Annotated in this window: 18 protein-coding genes; 12 read left to right on the top strand and 6 right to left on the bottom strand. The window is 71.7% G+C overall.

Going from position 1 to position 19,784, the window contains the following annotated elements; translation table 11 throughout:
* Positions 1-179: 179 nt before the first annotated feature.
* Both AB0F81_RS24710 and AB0F81_RS24715 read right to left on the bottom strand, forming a co-directional pair.
* Entirely contained in the window at positions 180-941 is a 762-nt protein-coding gene (locus AB0F81_RS24710; protein ID WP_360200864.1) for an SDR family oxidoreductase, read from the bottom strand.
* Positions 922-1,701, bottom strand: coding sequence for a helix-turn-helix transcriptional regulator (locus tag AB0F81_RS24715; protein ID WP_360200865.1), 780 nt, complete (start codon positions 1,699-1,701; stop codon positions 922-924). Before AB0F81_RS24715 ends, AB0F81_RS24710 begins: the two co-directional genes overlap by 20 nt.
* 87 nt (positions 1,702-1,788) lie before the next feature.
* Between AB0F81_RS24715 and AB0F81_RS24720 the strand changes: the two genes are divergently transcribed.
* Complete coding sequence (locus tag AB0F81_RS24720) at positions 1,789-2,145, top strand: nuclear transport factor 2 family protein (protein ID WP_360200867.1); 357 nt, start codon at positions 1,789-1,791, stop codon at positions 2,143-2,145.
* Here AB0F81_RS24720 and AB0F81_RS24725 read toward each other — a convergent pair.
* Together AB0F81_RS24725 and AB0F81_RS24730 are read right to left on the bottom strand one after the other, a co-directional pair.
* Complete coding sequence (locus AB0F81_RS24725) at positions 2,142-2,879, bottom strand: SDR family oxidoreductase (protein ID WP_360200868.1); 738 nt, start codon at positions 2,877-2,879, stop codon at positions 2,142-2,144. The genes AB0F81_RS24720 and AB0F81_RS24725 overlap by 4 nt on opposite strands.
* A 96-nt stretch (positions 2,880-2,975) precedes the next feature.
* On the bottom strand, positions 2,976-3,554 hold the full coding sequence (locus AB0F81_RS24730) for a helix-turn-helix domain-containing protein (RefSeq protein WP_360200870.1): 579 nt from the start codon (positions 3,552-3,554) through the stop codon (positions 2,976-2,978).
* 163 nt (positions 3,555-3,717) lie between these two features.
* On the opposite strand from AB0F81_RS24730, the gene AB0F81_RS24735 reads away from it, so the two are divergent.
* Together AB0F81_RS24735 and AB0F81_RS24740 are read left to right on the top strand one after the other, a co-directional pair.
* Positions 3,718-4,365: an HAD family hydrolase gene (locus AB0F81_RS24735; RefSeq protein ID WP_360200871.1), complete on the top strand. Its 648-nt coding sequence runs from the start codon at positions 3,718-3,720 to the stop codon at positions 4,363-4,365.
* Positions 4,366-4,572: 207 nt separating this feature from the next.
* Positions 4,573-5,457 carry an RIO1 family regulatory kinase/ATPase gene (locus AB0F81_RS24740; RefSeq protein WP_360200931.1) on the top strand — a complete coding sequence of 295 codons (885 nt, stop codon included), beginning with the start codon at positions 4,573-4,575 and terminating at the stop codon, positions 5,455-5,457.
* A 55-nt stretch (positions 5,458-5,512) separates the two neighbouring features.
* Here the strand turns inward: AB0F81_RS24740 and AB0F81_RS24745 are convergent, their stop codons facing one another.
* Positions 5,513-5,758: a DUF2630 family protein gene (locus AB0F81_RS24745; protein WP_360200872.1), complete on the bottom strand. Its 246-nt coding sequence runs from the start codon at positions 5,756-5,758 to the stop codon at positions 5,513-5,515.
* A 91-nt stretch (positions 5,759-5,849) separates the two neighbouring features.
* On the opposite strand from AB0F81_RS24745, the gene AB0F81_RS24750 reads away from it, so the two are divergent.
* From AB0F81_RS24750 to AB0F81_RS24760, 3 genes are read left to right on the top strand one after another with little or no spacing between them, the layout of a single operon-like run.
* Positions 5,850-6,440, top strand: a complete 591-nt coding sequence (locus tag AB0F81_RS24750) for a sugar O-acetyltransferase (protein ID WP_360200874.1) — start codon at positions 5,850-5,852, stop codon at positions 6,438-6,440.
* The gene (locus AB0F81_RS24755; protein WP_360200932.1) at positions 6,440-6,832 is read left to right on the top strand and encodes a VOC family protein; all 393 of its coding nucleotides are present in this window, start codon (positions 6,440-6,442) and stop codon (positions 6,830-6,832) included. The genes AB0F81_RS24750 and AB0F81_RS24755 overlap by 1 nt, the downstream gene beginning before the upstream one ends.
* A 55-nt stretch (positions 6,833-6,887) precedes the next feature.
* Positions 6,888-7,265 (top strand): hypothetical protein, encoded by a 378-nt coding sequence (locus tag AB0F81_RS24760; protein ID WP_360200876.1) that lies wholly within the window; start codon positions 6,888-6,890, stop codon positions 7,263-7,265.
* Positions 7,266-7,418: 153 nt separating this feature from the next.
* Here the strand turns inward: AB0F81_RS24760 and acnA are convergent, their stop codons facing one another.
* Positions 7,419-10,205: an aconitate hydratase AcnA gene (gene acnA, locus AB0F81_RS24765; RefSeq protein ID WP_360200878.1), complete on the bottom strand. Its 2,787-nt coding sequence runs from the start codon at positions 10,203-10,205 to the stop codon at positions 7,419-7,421.
* 205 nt (positions 10,206-10,410) lie between these two features.
* Here acnA and AB0F81_RS24770 point away from each other — a divergent pair, with 205 nt between their 5' ends.
* The 6 genes from AB0F81_RS24770 to AB0F81_RS24795 all read left to right on the top strand — a co-directional run bounded on the left by AB0F81_RS24770 (position 10,411) and on the right by AB0F81_RS24795 (position 19,759).
* A complete protein-coding gene (locus AB0F81_RS24770; protein WP_360200879.1) occupies positions 10,411-10,800 on the top strand; it encodes a hypothetical protein in 390 nt (129 codons plus the stop codon).
* Positions 10,801-10,880: 80 nt separating this feature from the next.
* On the top strand, positions 10,881-14,162 hold the full coding sequence (pulA, locus tag AB0F81_RS24775; RefSeq protein WP_360200880.1) for a pullulanase-type alpha-1,6-glucosidase: 3,282 nt from the start codon (positions 10,881-10,883) through the stop codon (positions 14,160-14,162).
* 87 nt (positions 14,163-14,249) lie between these two features.
* On the top strand, positions 14,250-14,765 hold the full coding sequence (locus AB0F81_RS24780) for a hypothetical protein (protein ID WP_360200882.1): 516 nt from the start codon (positions 14,250-14,252) through the stop codon (positions 14,763-14,765).
* A gap of 161 nt (positions 14,766-14,926) precedes the next feature.
* Entirely contained in the window at positions 14,927-17,083 is a 2,157-nt protein-coding gene (locus AB0F81_RS24785) for a prolyl oligopeptidase family serine peptidase (protein ID WP_360200883.1), read from the top strand.
* A 9-nt stretch (positions 17,084-17,092) separates the two neighbouring features.
* Entirely contained in the window at positions 17,093-18,211 is a 1,119-nt protein-coding gene (locus tag AB0F81_RS24790; protein ID WP_360200884.1) for a Xaa-Pro peptidase family protein, read from the top strand.
* Between the two features lie 27 nt (positions 18,212-18,238).
* A complete protein-coding gene (locus tag AB0F81_RS24795) occupies positions 18,239-19,759 on the top strand; it encodes a DUF885 domain-containing protein (protein ID WP_360200885.1) in 1,521 nt (506 codons plus the stop codon).
* Positions 19,760-19,784 lie beyond the last annotated feature (25 nt).

A 19,784-nucleotide genomic window follows, 5' to 3' on the forward strand; every position in this document is an offset into this window, starting at 1 on the left:
GCCGTGTTCGCTCGCCGCCGGCCGCCTGCCGGCGACTGCCGGTGCGTCGGCGGGGGTGGGCGCACGGTGCTCGCTCGTCGCCGGGCGCTTGCCGGCGGTTGCCGGTGGGTCGGCGGGGGTGGGCGGGCCATGTTTGCCTGCTGCCGCGTGCCCGCCGGCGGCGGAGGTCGGGCGCCGGCTCACAGCGTGCGCAGGGAACCGCCGTCGACCGCCACCGCGGTTCCGGTCATGTAGCCCGCGGCCGGCGACAGCAGGAAGGCCGCCACCCGCCCGAACTCCGGCGGCTCACCGATGCGGCGCAGCGGGATCGCGGCGGCCGCCTCCGCCGCCGCGGTCGCCGGGTCGCCGGTGGCGGCGAACAGCTCGCGGTTGCGGTCGGTCATGAAACGGCCCGGGAGCACGCTCAGCACCCGCACGCCGCGCGGCGCGAACTCGTCCGCCATGTCCTTCGCGGCCATCGCCAGGCCCGGGCGCAGGCCGTTCGAGAGACCCAGGCCGGCCAGCGGCGTCTTCGCCGACGTGGAGAGGACCAGCGCGATCGCGCCGCCCTCGGGCAGCGCCGCCGCGACCGTGCGAACGGCCCGCATCGACCCCACGAAGATCGTGTCGAAGGCGTCGCGCCACTGGTCGTCGCTCATGCTCGCGGCCGTGCCCGGCGTGGGGCCGCCGACCGAGATCAGAGCCCCGTCCAGCCGGCCGAAATGTTCCTGCGCGGTGTCGACCAGCTCGCGCGGGGTCGCCGGATCGCTCAGGTCGGCCGTCACGCCGACCGCGTGGGCGGCGCCGCCGAGCTCCTCGACCGCCTCGCTGACATGGTCGGCGGAGCGGGAGGAGATCACCACGCGGGCGCCGTCCGCGACGAGCGCCTGTGCGGTGGCGAAACCGAGACCACGTGAGGCCCCGGTGAGGATGTAGACGCGATCAGCCAGCCCGAGATCCATGCACCGATCCTGCCACCTCCCGGCGCAGAGCGTCCGCGGTGGCCGGGTCGGCGGGCAGGAAAGCCTCGATCGCCAGTTCGGAGAGGGTCACGTCGCGCGGGGTGCCGAGCACCGAGGTGATGCTGAAGAAGCTGAGATCCTCGAAACGCAACGGCACCACGAGCCCGTCTGGTTCGGTGGACATCAGCCCGCCGGGATAACCGGCCAGCTCCGCCCGCAGTTCGCGCAGCACCGGGTCGCCGGTGGCGGCGGCCTGCCGGTCGAGGCGGTGCAGGATGTGTGTCCGCCACTCGGCCAGGTTCGCGATGCGTGGCGCCATGCCGTCCGGGTGCAGGGCGAGGCGCAGCACGTTCACCGGCGGTTCCAGCAGGTGGGGTGCGCAGCCGGCGGTGAACCGGGCCACCGCGCCGTTCGCGTCGACCATGGTCCAGTGCTGGTCGACCAGCACCGCCGGGCAGGGCTCGTGGCCGGTCAGCACGGTGCGCAGCGCGGCCAGGACCGTCGACAGCGGGGTGGCGTCCAGGTCGGACTCGGGATAGGCCGGCGCGTAGCCGCCGGCGAGCAGCAACTGGTTGCGGGCCCGCAGCGGGACGTCGAGCTCCTCGGCGAGGCGCAGGATCATCTCGCTGGTCGGCCGGGACCGGCCGGTCTCCACGAAGGACAGGTGCCGGGTGGAGACGCCGGCCCGCGCCGACAGGTCCAGCTGGCTCATCCGCCGGTCGTCGCGCCAGGTCCGCAGCAGTTGCCCCACGTCGCTCATGCCCGGACTGTAGGCAGCACGCCCGCCCCACCGCCATGACCCGCGAGGTAATCGACGCCGTTACCGGCGCCCGGCACGGTGGAGGCCATGAGCGACTTCGACAGCATGATCCAGCGGTACCTGACCATCTGGAACGAGACCGACGAGCAGGCCCGCCGAGCCGGGATCGGTGAGCTCTTCGCCGAGGAGGTGCGCTACTGCGACCCGATCGCCGCGGTCGAGGGCCGGGACGCGCTGCACGCGCTGATCGGCGAGGTGCACCAGCGGTTCCCCGGGCTGGTGTTCAGCGCCGGTGAGCTGCTGGACGCCCACCACGACCAGGCGCGGTTCACCTGGCACCTGGGCCGGCCCGGCGAGGACCCGATGGTGATCGGCTTCGACGTGGCCGAGCGCGACGCGGACGGCCGCATCAAGCTGGTCCTGGGCTTCCTCGACAAGGTCTAGCCGAGGGTGTGCCCGCCGTTGACGGTGATCCGTTCCCCGGTGACGAACCGGGCGTCGTCCGAGGCCAGGAAGGCGACCACGTCGGCGACCTCGGCGGGTGTGCCCATCCGGCCGAGCGGCACGTCCCGCCGGTAGGCGTCGACATGCTCGGCGGCGACCGCGGCGTGCCGCTCGACCGGGATCCAGCCGGGCGCCACCAGGTTCACCGTCACGCCGAGCGGGCCGAGTTCGCGGGCCCAGGTGCGGGTCAGCGACATCTGGGCGGCTTTCGCCGCCGCGTACGCCGACATGCCCGGCTCGGCCCGCTCCGGCATGTCGGATCCGATCTGGACGATGCGGCCGCCGCCGAGGCGGCGCATCGCCGGCATGACCGCGTGCATCAGCAGGGTCGGGCTCTTCACGAAGAACCGCAGCTGATCCAGGTGATCCGACCAGCTCACCTCGAGCGCGGGCTTGGACGGCTGCGGTCCGGTGGCGTTCGGCACGAGCACGCGGACCGGGCCCAGCCGGTCCTCGACGTGGGCGACGAGCGCGGCCACGGCGGTCTCGTCGGTGACGTCCGCGCGGAACGCCTCGGCGACGCCGCCTCCGGCGACGATCGCGGCGACCACCCGCTCGGCGTCCGCGCGATCGGGCAGGTAGTTGACGGCGACGGCCCAGCCGTCCCCGGCCAGGCGGCGCGCGATCTCAGCACCCAGCCCGCGCGATGCGCCGGTCACCAGAGCCACACCCATGACGTACGAGTCTCGCGCACGCCCGCCCCGCGGGTGGGGCATGGGTCCCCAATTGGCCCACCCCATCGTGTGATGGATGGGAAACCACGCGGTGGGTCAGTGGTGGCGGACGGCTTCTTCCACTACGTCCAGGACGCGGGTCAGCTCGCCGGGCGGGCGGCCGGTGGCCAGGTGGAGGACCAGGCCGTCGTAGGCCAGCTCCAGGAACTGCGTCAGCACCTCGACCGGGACGTCTTTGCGCAGGACGCCGGCGTCGTGCTGGCGCTGCAGGCGCTCGCGGGTGGCGTCGGCGATCGCGGCCGAGCGCTGCGCCCAGCGCTTGGCGAAGGCGGGATCGGTGCGCAGCCGGTGTGACACCTCCAGCTGGGTGCCGAGCCAGCCCGCCGTGTCACCCTCGCTGTTGCCGGCCCGTGCCAGCAGGTCGCGCATCACCTGGACGAGGCCGTTGCGGGTGACCGTCTCGACCATCGTGGCGGCGTCGTCCTCGGCCACGGCGAGGAACAGCGACTCCTTGTCGCGAAAATGGTGGAAAATCGCTCCACGGGACATGCCCGTCGCCTCCTCGAGGCGGCGGACCGTGGCGCCCTCGTAGCCGAACCGCGCGAAGCAGGCACGAGCGGCGCTGAGGATCTCGTGGCGGCGCGCGTCTAGCTGGTCCTGACTAACCCTGGGCACGCGCTGATCGTGTCACGAGGGCCGGTGCCGTTGCAATCCGTACGTACGGCTTTTTAAGGTGGGCCGTCCCCTGAACGGATGATGCGAATTTCGTCATCGTGTCCGCGTTTTGTTAACACTCCTGGACTGTTCGGTTCCGTCGCCGCTCACGTAAAGTGCCCGGGTGCCTCTCGTCTTCCTCGCCTTGGACGACACCCTGCTTGACCGCAGCGGTGCGTTCCGGCTGTGGGCGAAAGGTTTCCTCGACGAGATCGCCGCGCCGCAGGACGATCTCGAGTGGCTGGTCTCGGTGGACGCCGACGGCCTCACCTCCCGCTGGGACCTCGCGGACCTGATCCGCGAGCGCTACCAGCTGCGGGTTCCCTCGATCGACATGGTGGACGAGCTGAACGAGGGGCCGCTCGCCTTCGAGCGCCTGGACCCGATGGTAGGCTGCGCGCTGGAGATCGCCGGCGACGCGGGCCTGGTGCCGGTGGTGGTCACCAACGGGCCGGCCGAGCAGCAGGAGGCGCGGATCCGGCGGACCGGGCTGGATCGCTATGTCGCCGACTGGGTGATCTCGGAACAGTGCGGTGTGAGCAAGCCCAATCCGCGGATCTTCGCGCTCGCCGCGCAGCGGGTGCGGATGCGGCTGGCCGGCGCCTGGGTGGTCGGCGACAGCCCGGAGGCGGACATCGGCGGCGCGGCCGCGATGGGGCTGCCCAGCGTGTGGCTGCACCGTGGGCGGGAGTGGGTGGACAACCGGTTCGCGCCGACCCGCGTGGTGGGCAACGTGATCCAGGGCATCTCGGCGATCATGGCGACCCGCTGAGCGGGTCTCGAGGACCCGCCGAATTAAATCGGTTGCACGGATCCGGGTGATCCGCGAGAGTCGACCGCGCACGTAGGACCCGACGAGAGAGAAGGGGGTGGACCTCATGGCCGTCTTTGTGATGCCTGCTGTCCAGCCTTCCCTGTTTGCTTCTTTCTCTGAGGAGACCCTCCAGTGCGCGAGCACGATTCTTACCGCTCCACCACCATGCGCCGCGGCCGTCGCAAGTTCGATGACGACGACGCTGACTTTCTGAAGATCAGCCGGCTCGAGCCGGCTCTGCAGGAGGACCCGGATCTGCCCGACGAGGGCGACCGCTGGTCCACCTGGGACGGTGCGCTGCACGGTCCCGATCCCCGTCCCGAGTGGGTGCGCACCGAGCACGGTGCCGTCGACACCGAGCTGGGGATGCTCAAGACCGGCAAGGAAGCCGACGTCTTCCTCGTCCGCCGGGAGTTGCCGGCCACCGGCCAGGTCAGCATGCTGGCCGCGAAGCGGTACCGCGACGGCGAGCACCGCCTGTTCCACCGCGACGCCGGATATCTCGAAGGCCGCCGGGTGCGACGGTCCCGCGAGATGCGGGCGATGACCAACCGCACCTCGTTCGGCAAGGAGCTGATCGCCGGGCAGTGGGCGGCCGCCGAGTTCGGCGCGCTGGGCCGGCTGTGGGAGATCGGCCAGGAGAGCGGGCTGGTGCGCGTTCCCTACCCGGTGCAGCTGATCGGCACCGAGCTGATGATGGAGTTCATCGGCGACTGGGAGACCGGCGAGGCCGCGCCCCGGCTCGCGCAGGTGCGCGCCGACGCCGACGGTCTCGCCGACCTGTGGCAGCAGATGACCGACGCGCTGTCGGTGCTGGCGCGGGCGCAGGTGGCGCACGGTGACCTGTCGCCGTACAACACGATGGTGCACGACGGGCGGCTGGTCATGATCGACCTGCCGCAGATCATCGACGTGATCGCCAATCCGCGCGGGGGCGAGTTCATCGCGCGGGACGTGAACAACGTGGCGAACTGGTTCCGCTCGCGCGGGCTGCCGGTCGACGCGGAAGGCCTCATCGAGCGCCTGCACTTCGAGGCGGGGCTGCGCTGATCACCCGGCCCCGGCCCGGCCCGCGGCCGCCGCGTCCACGGCGGCCGCGACCGGGTCACTGCAGGTAGCTCTCCACCTCGCTGACGCCGTGGGCCTGCTCGGCGTCCGGGTCGTGCCCGGCCGAGCGGGCCGCGCGACGCCGGCGCAGCAGGTCCCAGCACTGGTCCAGCGACTCCTCGAGCTCCTTGAGCCGGGAGTGCTCCTCGTCCGAGGAGATCTTGCCCTGGCTCAGCTGCTGGCGCAGCTTGTGCTCTTCCTCGACCAAGCCGCTGATCCGGCTCAGCACAGTCTTGTCATCCATTCCCGAAGCCTATTCATCAAGGCGGGGTCGGTGGGCTCACGGCGCGGTGTGTCCACCGCGACACCTTTGCGGATGATGCGAGGATCGCTCGGTGACGCTTGAGGAGCAGCGGGAGCTCATTCTCTCCGGACGGATGTACAACGACCTCACCGGCGAGCTGGTGCAGGCCCGGCAGCAGACCGTGCTGCTGACCACGGAGTACAACGACAGCTTCGGGCAGGCGCCGGCGACCCGCGAGGCGATCCTGCGGCGTCTGCTGGGGTCGGTGGGGGAGGGCTGCTACTTCGAGCCGACGTTCCGGTGCGAGTTCGGCTTCAACATCCGCATCGGGAACCACTTCTACGCCAACTTCGACTGCGTGATGCTCGACGGCGGCGGCATCACCATCGGTGACCACGTGCTGTTCGGCCCGCGGGTGGGGATCTACACCTCCAACCACGCGATCGACGCGGCCGAGCGGGCGGCCGGCGCGTGTTACGCCAAGCCGGTCACCATCGGTGATCGCGTGTGGGTCGGCGGGGACGTGACCATCAATCAGGGCGTGAGCATCGGCGACGACACGATCATCGGGTCCGGGAGCGTGGTGACCCGCTCGGTGCCGGCCGGGGTGATCGCGGCGGGCAATCCGGCCCGGGTGCTGCGCGAGATCACCGACGCCGACAAGACGGGATGGCGGCCCTGATGCACGTCGACCTGGTGACCGTGATCGTCGAGGAGTACGACCCGGCGATCGCGTTCTTCACGAAAGTGCTCGGCTTCGAGCTGACCGAGGACTCGCCGTCGCTGACCAACGACGGGCGGCCGAAACGCTGGGTGGTGGTCCGGCCGCCGGGCGGCGGGACCGGGCTGCTGCTGGCCCGCGCGGACGGTCCGCGGCAGGAGCGGGCGGTCGGCGATCAGATGGCCGGGCGGGTCGGCTTCTTCCTGCGGGTGGACGACTTCGACGCGACCTACCGGCGGATGGTGGAGCACGAGGTGCGCTTCGTGCGGGAGCCGCGCACCGAGGCCTACGGCCGGATCGCCGTCTTCGTCGACATCGCCGGCAACAAGTGGGATCTGCTCGGCCCACCGTGACCCCCGTTTCCCGGGCGCGCGACAGGGGAAATCGAGAAGCGCGAATGGGGGCCGGATGAAGACCATCGGGGGCGCGGCTTTCTGCCTCGCCATGCTGCTGTTTCTGTTCGGTGTGCCGGTGACCGTCTACGCCGAGCCCGGGTTCCGGCTGTGGGGGCCGGCTGCGATCGTGCTCTCTCTGCTGCTGGTCGCGCTGAGCTGGCGGGTGCATCTGCGGCACGACGGCACCCAGGGCAGGATGAGCGCGCGGCGGCATCTGCTGTACACCTACGCGCTCTTCCTGAGCGTCACCAGCGTGCTCATCGGGATCGGGTGGCTCGCCGTGCCCGGATTCTGGCAGCCGGTGGGGCTGCTGTGGATAGCCGCCGGGTTGCTGCTCGGCCGGCTGTACTGGCGCCGGGTGGTGCCGGTGCTTCCCGACGACCCGCGGTGAAGCTGGAGTGATGCTCAAGCCCGGCGGTCGCGCTGGGGCGTCTCGTCCTGCCCGCTCGCGGGGATGTCACGGGCGCTTTCGTCGCCCGTACCACTGGCGGAAAGCGGAACGCCCCGCCTGCCGTGACCGGCAGGCGGGGCGCAACGGTGAGGATCAGCTGCGGAGCATCTTCCGGAGGACGTACTGGAGGATGCCGCCGTTGCGGTAGTAGTCGGCCTCGCCGGGCGTGTCGATGCGGACGACCGCGTCGAACTCGACGCCGGTGTCCGTGGTGACCTTGACCGTGCGCGGCGTGCGGCCCTCGTTGAGCTCGGTGACGCCGGCGAAGGAGAAGGTCTCGGTGCCGGTGAGGCCGAGCGACTCGGCGTTCTGGCCCTGCGGGAACTGCAGCGGCAGGACGCCCATGCCGATCAGGTTGGAGCGGTGGATGCGCTCGTAGCTCTCGGCGATGACGGCGCGGACGCCGAGGAGCATGGTGCCCTTGGCGGCCCAGTCCCGCGACGAGCCGGAGCCGTACTCCTTACCGGCCAGGATGACCAGCGGGATGCCGGCCTCCTGGTAGGCGACCGAGGCGTCGAAGATGGTGGTCTGCTCGCCGGTCAGGTGGTTGACCGTGAAGCCGCCCTCGACGTCGTTGAGCAGCTGGTTGCGCAGCCGGATGTTGGCGAAGGTGCCCCGGATCATGACCTCGTGGTTGCCGCGGCGCGAGCCGTAGCTGTTGAACTCGGCGCGCGGAACGCCGTGCTCGGCGAGGTACTTGCCGGCGGGGGAGTCCGGCTTGATCGAGCTGGCCGGGGAGATGTGGTCGGTGGTGACCGAGTCGCCCAGCTTGGCCAGCACGCGGGCACCGCTGATGTCGGTGACCGGCGCCGGCTCGGCGGCCATGCCCTCGAAGTACGGAGGCTTCCGCACGTAGGTGGAGTCGTCGGCCCAGGCGAACGTGTCACCGGTCGGCGTGGGCAGCGACTGCCACTGCTCGTCGCCGGCGAAGACGTCCTGGTACGCCGTGCTGAAGCCCTCGGCGCCGATCGCCTGCGCGATGGTGTCGTCGATCTCCTTGGCGGACGGCCAGATGTCGTTCAGGTAGACCGGCTTGCCGTCCGAACCCGTGCCGAGCGGCTCGGTGGTGATGTCGATGTCCATCGAGCCGGCCAGGGCGTAGGCCACCACCAGCGGCGGGGACGCCAGGTAGTTCATCTTGACGTCCGGGTTGATCCGGCCCTCGAAGTTCCGGTTGCCGGAGAGGACGCTGACCGCGGTCAGGTCGTTCTCGTTGATGGCGGCCGAGACCTCCTCGGGCAGCGGGCCCGAGTTGCCGATGCAGGTGGTGCAGCCGTAACCGACCAGGTTGAACCCGATCTTGTCCAGGTACGGCGTGAGGCCGGCCCGGTCGTAGTAGTCGGAGACGACCTTGGAGCCCGGGGCGAGGGTGGTCTTGACCCACGGCTTGCGGGTCAGGCCCTTCTCCACCGCCTTCTTGGCGAGCAGCGCGGCACCGATCATGACCTGCGGGTTCGAGGTGTTCGTGCAGGACGTGATGGCGGCGATGACGACCGCGCCGTGGTCCAGCTCGTACTCCACGCCGTCCTCGCCCTTGACCCGGGTCGGCTTGGAGGTCCGGCCGTTGGCGCCGGCCGCCGCGCTGAAGACGTGCGGCTTGTCGGCCGGGTCGTCGACCCCGTTGGCCGGGGAGTCGCTGGCCGGGAAGGACTCCTCGCTCGCCTCGTCGGCGTGGCCCTGCGGCTGCACGTAGTTCTTGAGCGCGTCGCGGAACATCGGCTTCGCGGCGTTCAGCGGAACCCGGTCCTGCGGGCGCTTCGGGCCGGCCAGCGACGGGACGATCGTCGACAGGTCGAGCTCGAGCTTCTCGGAGTAGTCCGGCTCGGCGTTCGGGTCGAGCCAGAGGCCCTGCCGCTTCGCGTACGCCTCGACGAGCGCGACCTGCTGCTCGGTGCGGCCGGTCAGCTTGAGGTACTCGATGGTCTGCTCGTCGATCGGGAAGATCGCGACGGTGGAGCCGTACTCCGGCGACATGTTGCCGATGGTGGCCCGGTTCGCCAGTGGCACCGCGCTCACGCCGGGGCCGTAGAACTCGACGAACTTGCTGACCACACCGTGCTTGCGCAGCATCTCGGTGATGGTGAGCACCAGGTCGGTGGCGGTGGTGCCGGCCGGCGCCTCGCCGGAGAGCTTGAAGCCGACGACCCGCGGGATCAGCATGCTGACCGGCTGGCCGAGCATGGCGGCCTCGGCCTCGATGCCGCCGACGCCCCAGCCCAGCACGCCCAGGCCGTTGACCATGGTGGTGTGCGAGTCGGTGCCGACCACGGTGTCCGGGTAGGCCTGGCCGTTGCGCTCCATGATCGTGCGGGCCAGGTACTCGATGTTGACCTGGTGCACGATGCCGGTGCCGGGCGGGACGACCTTGAACTCGTTGAACGCGGTCTGGCCCCAGCGCAGGAACTGGTAGCGCTCGCGGTTGCGCTGGTACTCCAGCTCCACGTTGCGCTGGAAGGCGTCCTCGCGGCCGAACAGGTCGGCGATGACCGAGTGGTCGATGACCAGCTCGGCCGGGGCGAGGGGGTTGACCTTGGTCGGGTCGCCGCCCAGGTCCTTCACGGCCTCACGCATCGTGGCCAGGTCGACCACGCAGGGAACGCCGGTGAAGTCCTGCATCAGCACCCGTGCCGGGGTGAACTGGATCTCGACGCTGGGGTCGGCGTTCTGGTCCCAGCTGCCGAGTGCGTTGATGTGGTCGGCGGTGATGTTCGCGCCGTCCTCAGTACGCAGCAGGTTCTCCAGGAGGATCTTCAAGGAGTAGGGCAGGCGCTCGTGCCCCTTCACCTTGTCGATCGTGAAAATCTCGTAGCTCGCGTCTCCGACGCGCAGCTCGCTCTTCGCACCAAAGGTGTCGAGGCTGGCCACCGTCATCTCCTTCACACCCAGCGACTGGAAGTCAAGTCTTTCGCACCGAAAGGGCGACCTTCGGGTTAGGTTTGCCTAACTCTCGGTTGTGCGTCTCCCGTAAACCGTACGTCCGTCTTGCTAGCTATCGCAAGGCGGGGTCCACCTGCCGATCCTCTCAGTCCGCGCAGGTCACGCGGGCCGAGGTTTGCGGGCGTCGATCCTTGGGAATCCGCGCGCCATGACTGCCCCGGCCGAACTCGACCAGCTCGCCGACTTCTTCGGGCGTTACGGCACCGCCCTCACCACGGGCGACGTCGCCGTCATCGCCGGCTGCCACACGCTGCCGGGAATCGTCGTCTCCGACACCTACAGCTTCACCTTCAGCTCGCCGGCGGCGGTGGCTCTCTCCTTCCTGGGGGCGGCGCCCGCGTACCGGGAGCAGCGGATCGTGGCCGCCCACGCCGAACTGGCCGAGGTGCTGCCGCTCCCCGCCTCGTTGTGCCTGGTCGCGGTCGAGTGGGAGTACCTCGACGACCGGGGCGAGTCGGTGCCCGGCGAGCGGTATCGCTACCTGGTGCGCACCGATGCCGACGGGCCGCACATCACTGCGGTCATCACTACCCGCTGATCCGGATCCCTAACTCCGCCTCTTTCCGGCTCTTTCCGGCACGCGCTGAAAACGTCACAGGCCGGTGCGACGATGGTCCGGTGACGATGATCGAGATCACTGCGACCGCCCCGCCGCATCATCGGCCCCGTCCGCAATGGCTCATCGTGCACTACCACCGCGCCGACGGTGACTACGCCGACTGGTCCCTGCACGCGTGGGGAGACGTCGCGGCCGGTTCCGAGACGGTCTATCCGGAGGGCACACCGTTCGCCGGTGAGGATTCCTACGGGCGTTTCGCCTGGGTGCGGCTCGCTCCCGAGGCGCGCGAGATCGGCTTCCTCGTGGTGCACCGTTACGGCGCGAAAGACGTCGACCTGGACCGCTGGGTCGATGTCGGGACGACCTCGGAGGTCTGGCTGCGCGCCAACGACCGCCGGGTCGCGCTCGAGCCACCGACGCCGGCCCCGGCGCCGGATCCCGGCTTCGCCGTGATCCATTACCGCCGGCCGGACGGCGACTACAGCGGCTGGGGCCTGCACTGCTGGGAGGGCGTCGAGCGCCACGACAAAACCCGGTGGGGTACGCCGCGGCAGCCCACCCGCTTCGACGCGTTCGGCGCGGTGTTCGAGGTGCCGGTCCGGGCCGACGCCGTGGGCCTGCGCTTCGTGGTGCACCGCGGCGACGACAAGGACCTCCCCGACGACCAGCGGCTCGACCTGACCACCTGCCGTGAGGTGTGGCTGCTCGCCGGCGTGGCCGCCCCGGTCCGGCCCGACCTGGGCACCCTCGGCCCCGAGCTGGACCCGGCCCGCTCGCTCGCGGTCTTCCTCGACCGGGGCACCATCGCGCTGCCCGAGTGGTTCGCCGCCCGCGCCGACACCTTCACCCTGGTCGCCTCGGCCGACGGTGAGCTGCGCCGCGACGGCACCGAGCTGACCGGTGAGGATGACGAGCTGGCTCTGGTGCCCCGCCCGGGCGGGTTGTTCCAGGCGCAGAGCCGGCGCTTCCCGCACCTGCGGGCCTACCGGGCCTTCGCCGTGCGCGAGCTGGGCGACGCCGCCCTCGGCGAGCTGCTGCGCGGCCAGCTGCTGGTGGCCGGCCGGGACGCGGCCGGCCGGGTGGCCGCGCTGACCGGCGTGCAGCCGGCCGGTGTCCTCGACGATCTGTATGCGGATGCCGCCGACGCCGAGCTGGGACCGGTGCTGCTCGACGACGAGCGCCCACAGCTCTCGGTCTGGGCGCCGACCGCCCGTGACGTGCAGCTGGAGTTGTTCCGCGAGCCCGGCGACGAGCCGCGCCTGACGCCGATGGAGCGCGACGCGGTGACCGGCGTCTGGTCGGTGATCGGCAAGCGCAAATGGCTGGGCCGCTACTACCGCTACCGCGTGCAGGTGTGGCATCCGGCCGCCCAGCGGGTGGTCACCACCAGCGTCACCGATCCGTACTCGGTGTCGCTGGCCACCGACTCCACGCACAGCCAGCTGGTCGACCTCGCCGATCCGGCGCTCCGCCCGCCCGGGTGGGACACCCTGGTCAAACCGCCGGCGGTGGCGCCCGCCCGGATGCAGATCGCCGAGGTGTCGGTCCGGGACTTCTCGATCTTCGACGGTTCGGTCCCGGCCCGCGACCGCGGGACCTACCTCGCCTTCACCCACCCCGGCTCGGACGGGATGCGGCACCTGCGCTCGCTCGCCGAGTCCGGGCTCACCCACGTGCACCTGCTGCCGGTCAACGACTTCGCCACCGTCCCGGACCGCCGGGCCGACCAGGCGCAGCCCGCCTGCGACCTCGCCTCCTTCCCGCCGGACTCGCCGGAGCAGCAGCGCGCCGTGATGGCGGTCGCCGACCGGGACGGTTACAACTGGGGCTACGACCCGTGGCACTGGACCACGCCGGAGGGCGGTTACGCCACCGACCCGGCCGGCTCCGCCCGGATCCTGGAGATGCGCTCGCTGGTCGCCGCGCTCAACAACGCCGGCCTGCGGGTGGTCCTCGACGTGGTCTACAACCACACCATGGGCGACGGCCTCGACCGGTTCAGCGTGCTCGACCGGATCGTGCCGGGCTACTACCACCGGCTGCTCGCCGACGGCAGCACCGCCGAGTCCACCTGCTGCCCGAACACGGCCACCGAGCACATGATGATGAGCAAGCTGGTGATCGACTCGCTGGTCACCTGGGCCCGGGAGTACCGGGTGGACGGCTTCCGGTTCGACCTGATGGGCCACCACCCGCGGGCCAACATCCTGGAGGCGCGGATCGCGCTGGACCGGCTCGGCGAGCACGGCCGGAGCATCTGCCTCTACGGCGAGGGGTGGAACTTCGGCGAGGTGGCGTACGACGCTCGGTTCGCCCAGGCCACCCAGGTCAACATGGCCGGCACCGGGATCGGCACGTTCAACGACCGGCTGCGCGACGCGGTGCGCGGTGGTGGCTCGTTCGGCGACGACCCGGGCGTGCGGGGGTTCGCCACCGGGCTGGGCTCGCACACCCCGCTGTGGCTGCACGACCAGATCAAGGTGGGGCTCTCCGGTGGCCTCGCCGGCTATCGGTTCGTCACCCACACCGGCGCCGAGCGCAGCGGCGCCCAGGTGGAGTACAACGGCTCCCCGAGCGGGTACGCGCACGACCCCGGCGAGACGGTCAACTACGTCGACGCCCACGACAACGAGATCCTCTATGACGCGATGGCGTTCAAGCTGCCGGTCGGCACCCCCGCGCTGGACCGGGCCCGGATGCAGGTGCTGGCTCTCGCGACGGTGGTGCTGAGCCAGGGCGCCGGCTTCGTCGCGCTCGGCAGCGAGCGGTTGCGCTCCAAGTCGCTGGACCGCAACTCGTTCAACTCCGGCGACTGGTTCAACCAGATCCGCTGGGACCCGGAGCTGGGCAACGGCTTCGGCCTGGGCCTGCCACCCGAGGAGGACAACGGCGACAAGTGGTCGTTCGCCCGGCCGCTGCTCGCCGATCCGTCGCTGGTCGCGCCGCCGGACGCGATCACCCTGACCGCCGAGCGCTACCGCGAGCTGCTGCGGATCCGGCGGTCCTCGCCGGTCTTCGGCCTGCCCACCGCCGAGGAGGTGCAGCGACGCCTGACGTTCCCGCTCGGCGGCCCGCAGGAGAGCCCCGGCGTCATCGTGATGTGCCTGGACGGGACCGGCCTGGATCCGCGGTGGCGCTCCATCGTGGTGGTCTTCAACGCCACCGAGGAGGAGACCCGGCAGCGCCTCACGGCCGACGTCGGGGAGCTGGGGCCGCACCCGGAGCTGGCCGAGTCGGCCGACCCGGTGCTGCGCGAGGCGACCGCCAAGATCGAGGAGGACGGTGTGACGCTGACCGTGCCGGCCCGCTCGGTGGCGGTCTTCGTCAGCGACGTCGACTGAGCAGGCGGGACGCTGCCGGGGTGCGGGGCTGCGCTAGATTGCGCCGGGTGGCCCCCGGTGCGCGGCGGCCCGAGAGCGGAGGTCGTGGTGCGGGTCGAGCGTGCCCTGTGCGCGTTGGTTCTGGTGGGTCTCGCCGGCGGGTGCAGCTCGCCGGAGGAGAAGAAGCCCGCGTTCACGGATCCGGCGCCGTCCAGCTCCTCGGCCGCGGCGCCGGCCGGCGCCGCCCCCGCGTGGAGCGAGCCCGCGGCGTACTCGTACACGATGGCCTTCGGCTGTGACGAGGGCGCGCCGTTCGGCCGCTACCAGGTGAGCGTGGCCGGCGGCGCGGTGACCAAGTCGGAGCGGATCGGCGGGCAGGCGGCGCCGTCGGCGAGCGCCGAGGTCGACCTCGGCCCGGTCACCGGCCAGGAGGGTGAGGAGATCGAGGTGCCCACGCTCGGCCAGCTGGTCGAGATGGCCGGCACCGCCACCGAGGACGGCGCCGAGGTGGCGACCACCTTCGACACCACCGACGGGCACCCGGTGAAGGTCACCATCAACGTCGGCGAGACGCCCGCCGAGGCGCAGTGCTGGACGGTCTCGGACTACCGGGCCGGCTCCTGACGAACCGGCCCGGCGGCCCTCGTCAGAGACACGTATCCGGCCGGCAGCGTCGATCACACCGGCCCTCCTGACGGCATTCGCCGCGCGGTCGCGCCGAGTAGGGTGAAGCCGATCGCCGGACCGGACCGGACAACCCGGCCGCCGCAGGGAAGGAAACGCTGTTGAGCATCGAGCAGGACGCCGCCAGGACGTGGGCCGAGTTCCCCGCGCGCTATGCGCGGACCAGGCGTTTCACCAACGGGGCACCCCGCCAGGTCACCGTGACCAGCGACGGCAGTGCGGTGTTCTTCCTGCGGTCGGCCAGCGCTGAGGAGTCCGCCGACCAGCTGTGGGTGTTCGACCCGGCGACCGGCGCCGAGTCGCTGCTGGCGGACCCGGCGAAACTGCCCCGCAGCGGCGGCGACGCCGACCTGCCGGCGGCCGAGCGGGCGATGCGGGAGCGGCTGCGGCTGGTCTCCGGCGGCATCGGCGCCTTCGCGGTCGACGCGGCGGGCGCGGTCGCCGTCTTCGCCTACGACGGTGAGCTGTTCCGGGCCGACCGGCGGACCGGCGAGATCGAGGCGCTGCCCACCGCCGGGCCGGTCTTCGACCCGCGCGTGGACGCCTCCGGCAAGCGGGTGGCCTATGTGTCGGACGGCACCCTGCACGTCCTGGACGCCGCCGGTGACACGGCCGTCAGCCCGGCCGAGCCGGAAGGCGTCAGCTGGGGCATGGCCGACTTCATCGCCGCCGAGGAGTTCCACCGCTTCCGTGGCTACTGGTGGTCGCCGGACGGCGGGCGGCTGCTGACGGCCCGGGTGGACGAGTCCGGCGTGCCGAAATGGCACCTGCACGACCCGGCCGAGCCGGGCCGCGCGGCCACCAGCGTGGCCTACCCGCCGGCCGGCGGGATCAACGCGATCGTCGAGTTCTACCTGGTCACGCCGGGCGAGTCGCCGATCGCGGTGCGCTGGGACAGCGACACCTATCCGTACGTGGTGACGGCCGAGTTCAGCGGCGACGAGCCGGTCCTGTCCGTGCTCGACCGCCGCCAGCAGCGCGGCCAGGTGCTGCGGGTCGCCGCCACCGGCGAGACCACCGTGCTCGCGGAGCTGACCGACAGCCGCTGGATCGAGATGGTCCCCGGTTCGCCGGCCGTGCTGCCCAGCGGTGAGCTGGCCGTCGTTCGCGACGGGCTGGACCAGGGCAAGGACGTGCGCGCGGTGCACGTCGGCGACCGGCAGATCACCTCGGACGAGCTCTACGTGCAGGCGATCCTCGGCGTCCTCGGCGAGGGCGACGCGGCCGAGCTGCTGGTCCTGGCCACCGACGACCCGGCCGAGCAGCACGTCTACGCGGTCGCCGCGGACGGCTCCGGCGCCCCGCGGCGGATCACCACCGAGCGTGGCGTGCACACCGCGGTCACCGGCGGCGGGGTGCTGGCCGTCGGGTCGGCCGCCGCCGAGGGCGACGGGACCGTGTGGACGGTGCGGCGCGGGGAGAGCACGCTGGGGACGTTGCGGTCGATGGCGGCGCCTTTCCCGTACGCTCCGCGCCCGCGGATCACCCGGGTGACCGAGCGGCGCCTGCCGGCCGGGGTGCTCTACCCGAGCTCGCACGTGCCCGGCACCCCGCTGCCGGTGCTGGTGAACGTCTACGGCGGTCCCGGCCACCAGATGGTCCGGGCGCAGCCCGCGGTCTGGCTGGAGCGGCAGTGGTGGGCGGAGAGCGGCTTCGCCGTCGTCTCCATCGACAACCGTGGCACCACCGGCGTCTCGCCCGGCTTCGAGAAGGCGATGTACCAGCAGGTCACCGACGTGGTGCTGCCCGACCAGGTGGACGCCCTGAAGGCGCTTGCCGCCGAGCACCCCGACCTGGACATGAGCCGGGTCGCGATCCGCGGCTGGTCGTTCGGCGGCTACATGTCCGCCCTCGCCGTCCTGGCCCGGCCCGACGTGTTCACCTGCGGCATCGCCGGCGCGCCGGTCACCGACTGGGCGCTGTACGACACCGCCTACACCGAGCGCTACCTGGGCCTGCCCGACGACCCGGGCGGTGTCTACGCCAAGCAGTCGCTGATCGAGCTGGCCAAGCGGGAAGCGCCCGGCGGGCGGCGCAACCCGCTGCTGCTGGTGCACGGCATGGCCGACGACAACGTGGTCGCCGCGCACACCCTGCGGCTCTCCGCCGAGCTGCTGCAGCAGGGCCACCCGCACTCGGTCCTGCCGCTGCCCGGCGCGACCCACATGGTCACCGGTGAACTGGCCCGCCACCTGGCCGAATTCGAGCTGGACTTCGTGCGTACCCACCTCGGATCATCGCGTCCGGCGGGCCGTTAGGCTGGCCCGATGAGCGACGATGACCTCTTCACGAGCGAGCGGCTGAGCGCCGCTCAGAGCGCGATGGCCGACGCCGGGCTGGACGCCCTGCTCGTCGTTCCCGGCCCCGACCTGCGATACCTGACCGGTTACCACGCCCTCCCGCTGGAGCGGCTGACCTGCCTGGTGCTGCCGGTGAGCGGGCCGGGCACGCTGATCGTGCCCCGGCTGGAGCGGCCCGCCGCCGAGGCCTCCCCGGCGGTGAACCTGGGGCTGCAGTTCGTCGACTACCCCGACGGGGTCGACCCGTTCCCGCTGGTCACCGACGCGCTGAAGGACTTCGCCGCGCCGTCGCTCGGCCTGTCCAACCAGATGTGGGCGGAGAAGGTGCTGGGCCTGCAGGCGGTCCTGCCGAAGGCCACCTTCGGCCTTGCCAACCAGGTGCTGACCCAGCTGCGGATCCGCAAGACGCCGGCCGAGATCGCCGCGCTGCGCCGGGCCGGCCAGGCCATCGACGAGGTGCACAAGCGGATGGGCGAGTGGCTGCGCCCCGGCCGTACCGAGGACGAGGTGGCCGCCGACATCGCCCAGGCGATCCGCGAGGTGGGCCACGCCACGGTGGAGTTCACCATCGTCGGCTCCGGGCCCAACGGCGCCAGCCCGCACCACGAGAGCTCCAGCCGGGTGATCAACGACGGTGACATCGTGGTGGTCGACATCGGCGGCGCCATGCCGGACGGTTACGGCTCCGACTGCACCCGGATGTATGTGCTGGGCCCGACCGTGCCGGACGAGTTCCGCGCCGGATACGAGGTGCTGCGCAAGGCGCACATGGCGGCCATCGAGGCGGTCCGGCCGGGCATCTCCGCGCAGGACCTCGACGCGGTCGCCCGCGACGTGCTCACCGAGGCGGGGTACGGCGAGCTGTTCCTGCACCGGACCGGGCACGGGATCGGGTTGCAGGGGCACGAGGATCCGTACATCGTGGCTGGCAACGAGCTGATCCTGGAGGCCGGCATGACCTTCTCGATCGAGCCGGGCGTCTACTGGAAGGACCGGTTCGGCGCGCGCATCGAGGACATCGTCGTGTGCACCGAGAACGGCGCCGAGCGGTTCAACACCCTGCCCACCGAGCTCGTCCACCTCTGATCTCACCCCCGTGGAGGCCGAACCCCGATGTCGCACGACCTCGCGCAGCGCTGCCTGACCTTCGTCTGGGAGAACCAGCCGGACGCCGCCGTCGAGGCCGGGCACCTTCCTCCGGTGCCATGGGAGGCGGTGAACCGTGAGCGGCGGGCCGCCGCCCTCGCCAAGGCCGACGAGCTGATCGCCGAGCTGCGCGCGGCGCCCGGCGACGATCCGGTCACGGCGGTGGCGCTCTACCACGTGACCTGCACGCGGTCGCTGGTGGCGCGGTGCGACATCGGGATCCTCAACCACATGACGGGGCCGGTCGGCCGGCTCGCCTGGGCGGCCGACATGTGGCCGATGGGGCTCGACCCCGCCGCGGAACGGTTCGCCGAGCGGCTCGCCGCGTTCCCGGCGTACTGCGACGAGGTCGCCGCCGAGGTGGCCGGGACCCAGGGCTCCCGGCCGGTTCTGGAGGCGTTCCTGGCCCAGGTGGACTCGCTCATCGGGGACCTGCGGGCCGGCAAGGAGCCGCTGTCGCGGCCGTTCACCGACGCCGGCCGCGAGGTGCCGGCCGGGCTCATGGACGGCGCCCTGGCCGGGCTCACCACCCTGCGGGAGGTCGCGGTCGCGGCCCTGCCGAGCGCGGCCGAGGCGTCCCCGATGCCCGGCCGCCCGGACGGCGCCGAGTGGTACGCGGAGGCCACCTACACCGGCGCCAGCCTGGCGCTGACCCCCGACGAGCTGGAGAAACTCGGCCGGCAGATCCTCGACCGTTCCCGGGCGAGGTTCATCCAGCTGCGCGACGAGGGGTACGCGGACGTGCCCGCCTTCGCCACCGGCAACGACTACCTGGAGCGGGTCCGTGTCGTGCACGCCCGCCTGGTGGAGGCGCTGCCCCGGATCATCGACACCGTCCCGGAGACGCCGTCCGAGGTGGTGGCGATGCCGGAGGCACACGCGCTGGTCGGCCCGCCGGCGTTCTACGGCCCGTCCTCCAAGGCCAACGGGCGCCCCGGCTATCTGTACGTGAACGGCAGCGAGCCGCACGCCCGCGAGTGGGAGGTCCTGCCGCTCGCCATGCACGAGGGCGTCCCGGGTCACCACCTGCAACTGGCGCTGCTCGACGAGAACGAGGCGCTGCCCGAGGTGCTGCGCCTGCTGATGGTGAACGCGTTCACCGAGGGCTGGGCCGTCTACTCCGAGCGGCTCACCGCCGAGATGGGCATCGAGGTGTCCCCGCTCGAGGAGTTCGGCCTGCTGGCCCACCAGCGCTGGCGGGCCGCCCGCCTGGTCATCGACGTCGGCCTGCACGTGCGCGGCTGGAGCATCGACGAGGCGGTGGCCTTCATGGTGGCCGAGGTGGGCATCGACCCCGAGGCGGTCCGCCGCGAGGTGGTCCGCTACGTGGCCTGGCCGGGCCAGGCGCTGGGCTACGCGGTCGGCGCCGAGATCATCGCCGACTGGGTGGCCGCCAGGGTCCGCGACGGCGTCCCGCTGGCCACCGCACACGCCGAACTGCTGCGGATGGGCTCCGTGCCGCTCAGCTCGCTGAAGGGTTCCTCGTAGCGGAGCGCGTCGATATGGTGACGCC

The organism is Actinoplanes sp. NPDC024001 (assembly GCF_040638955.1).
Lineage (GTDB): Bacteria > Actinomycetota > Actinomycetes > Mycobacteriales > Micromonosporaceae > Actinoplanes.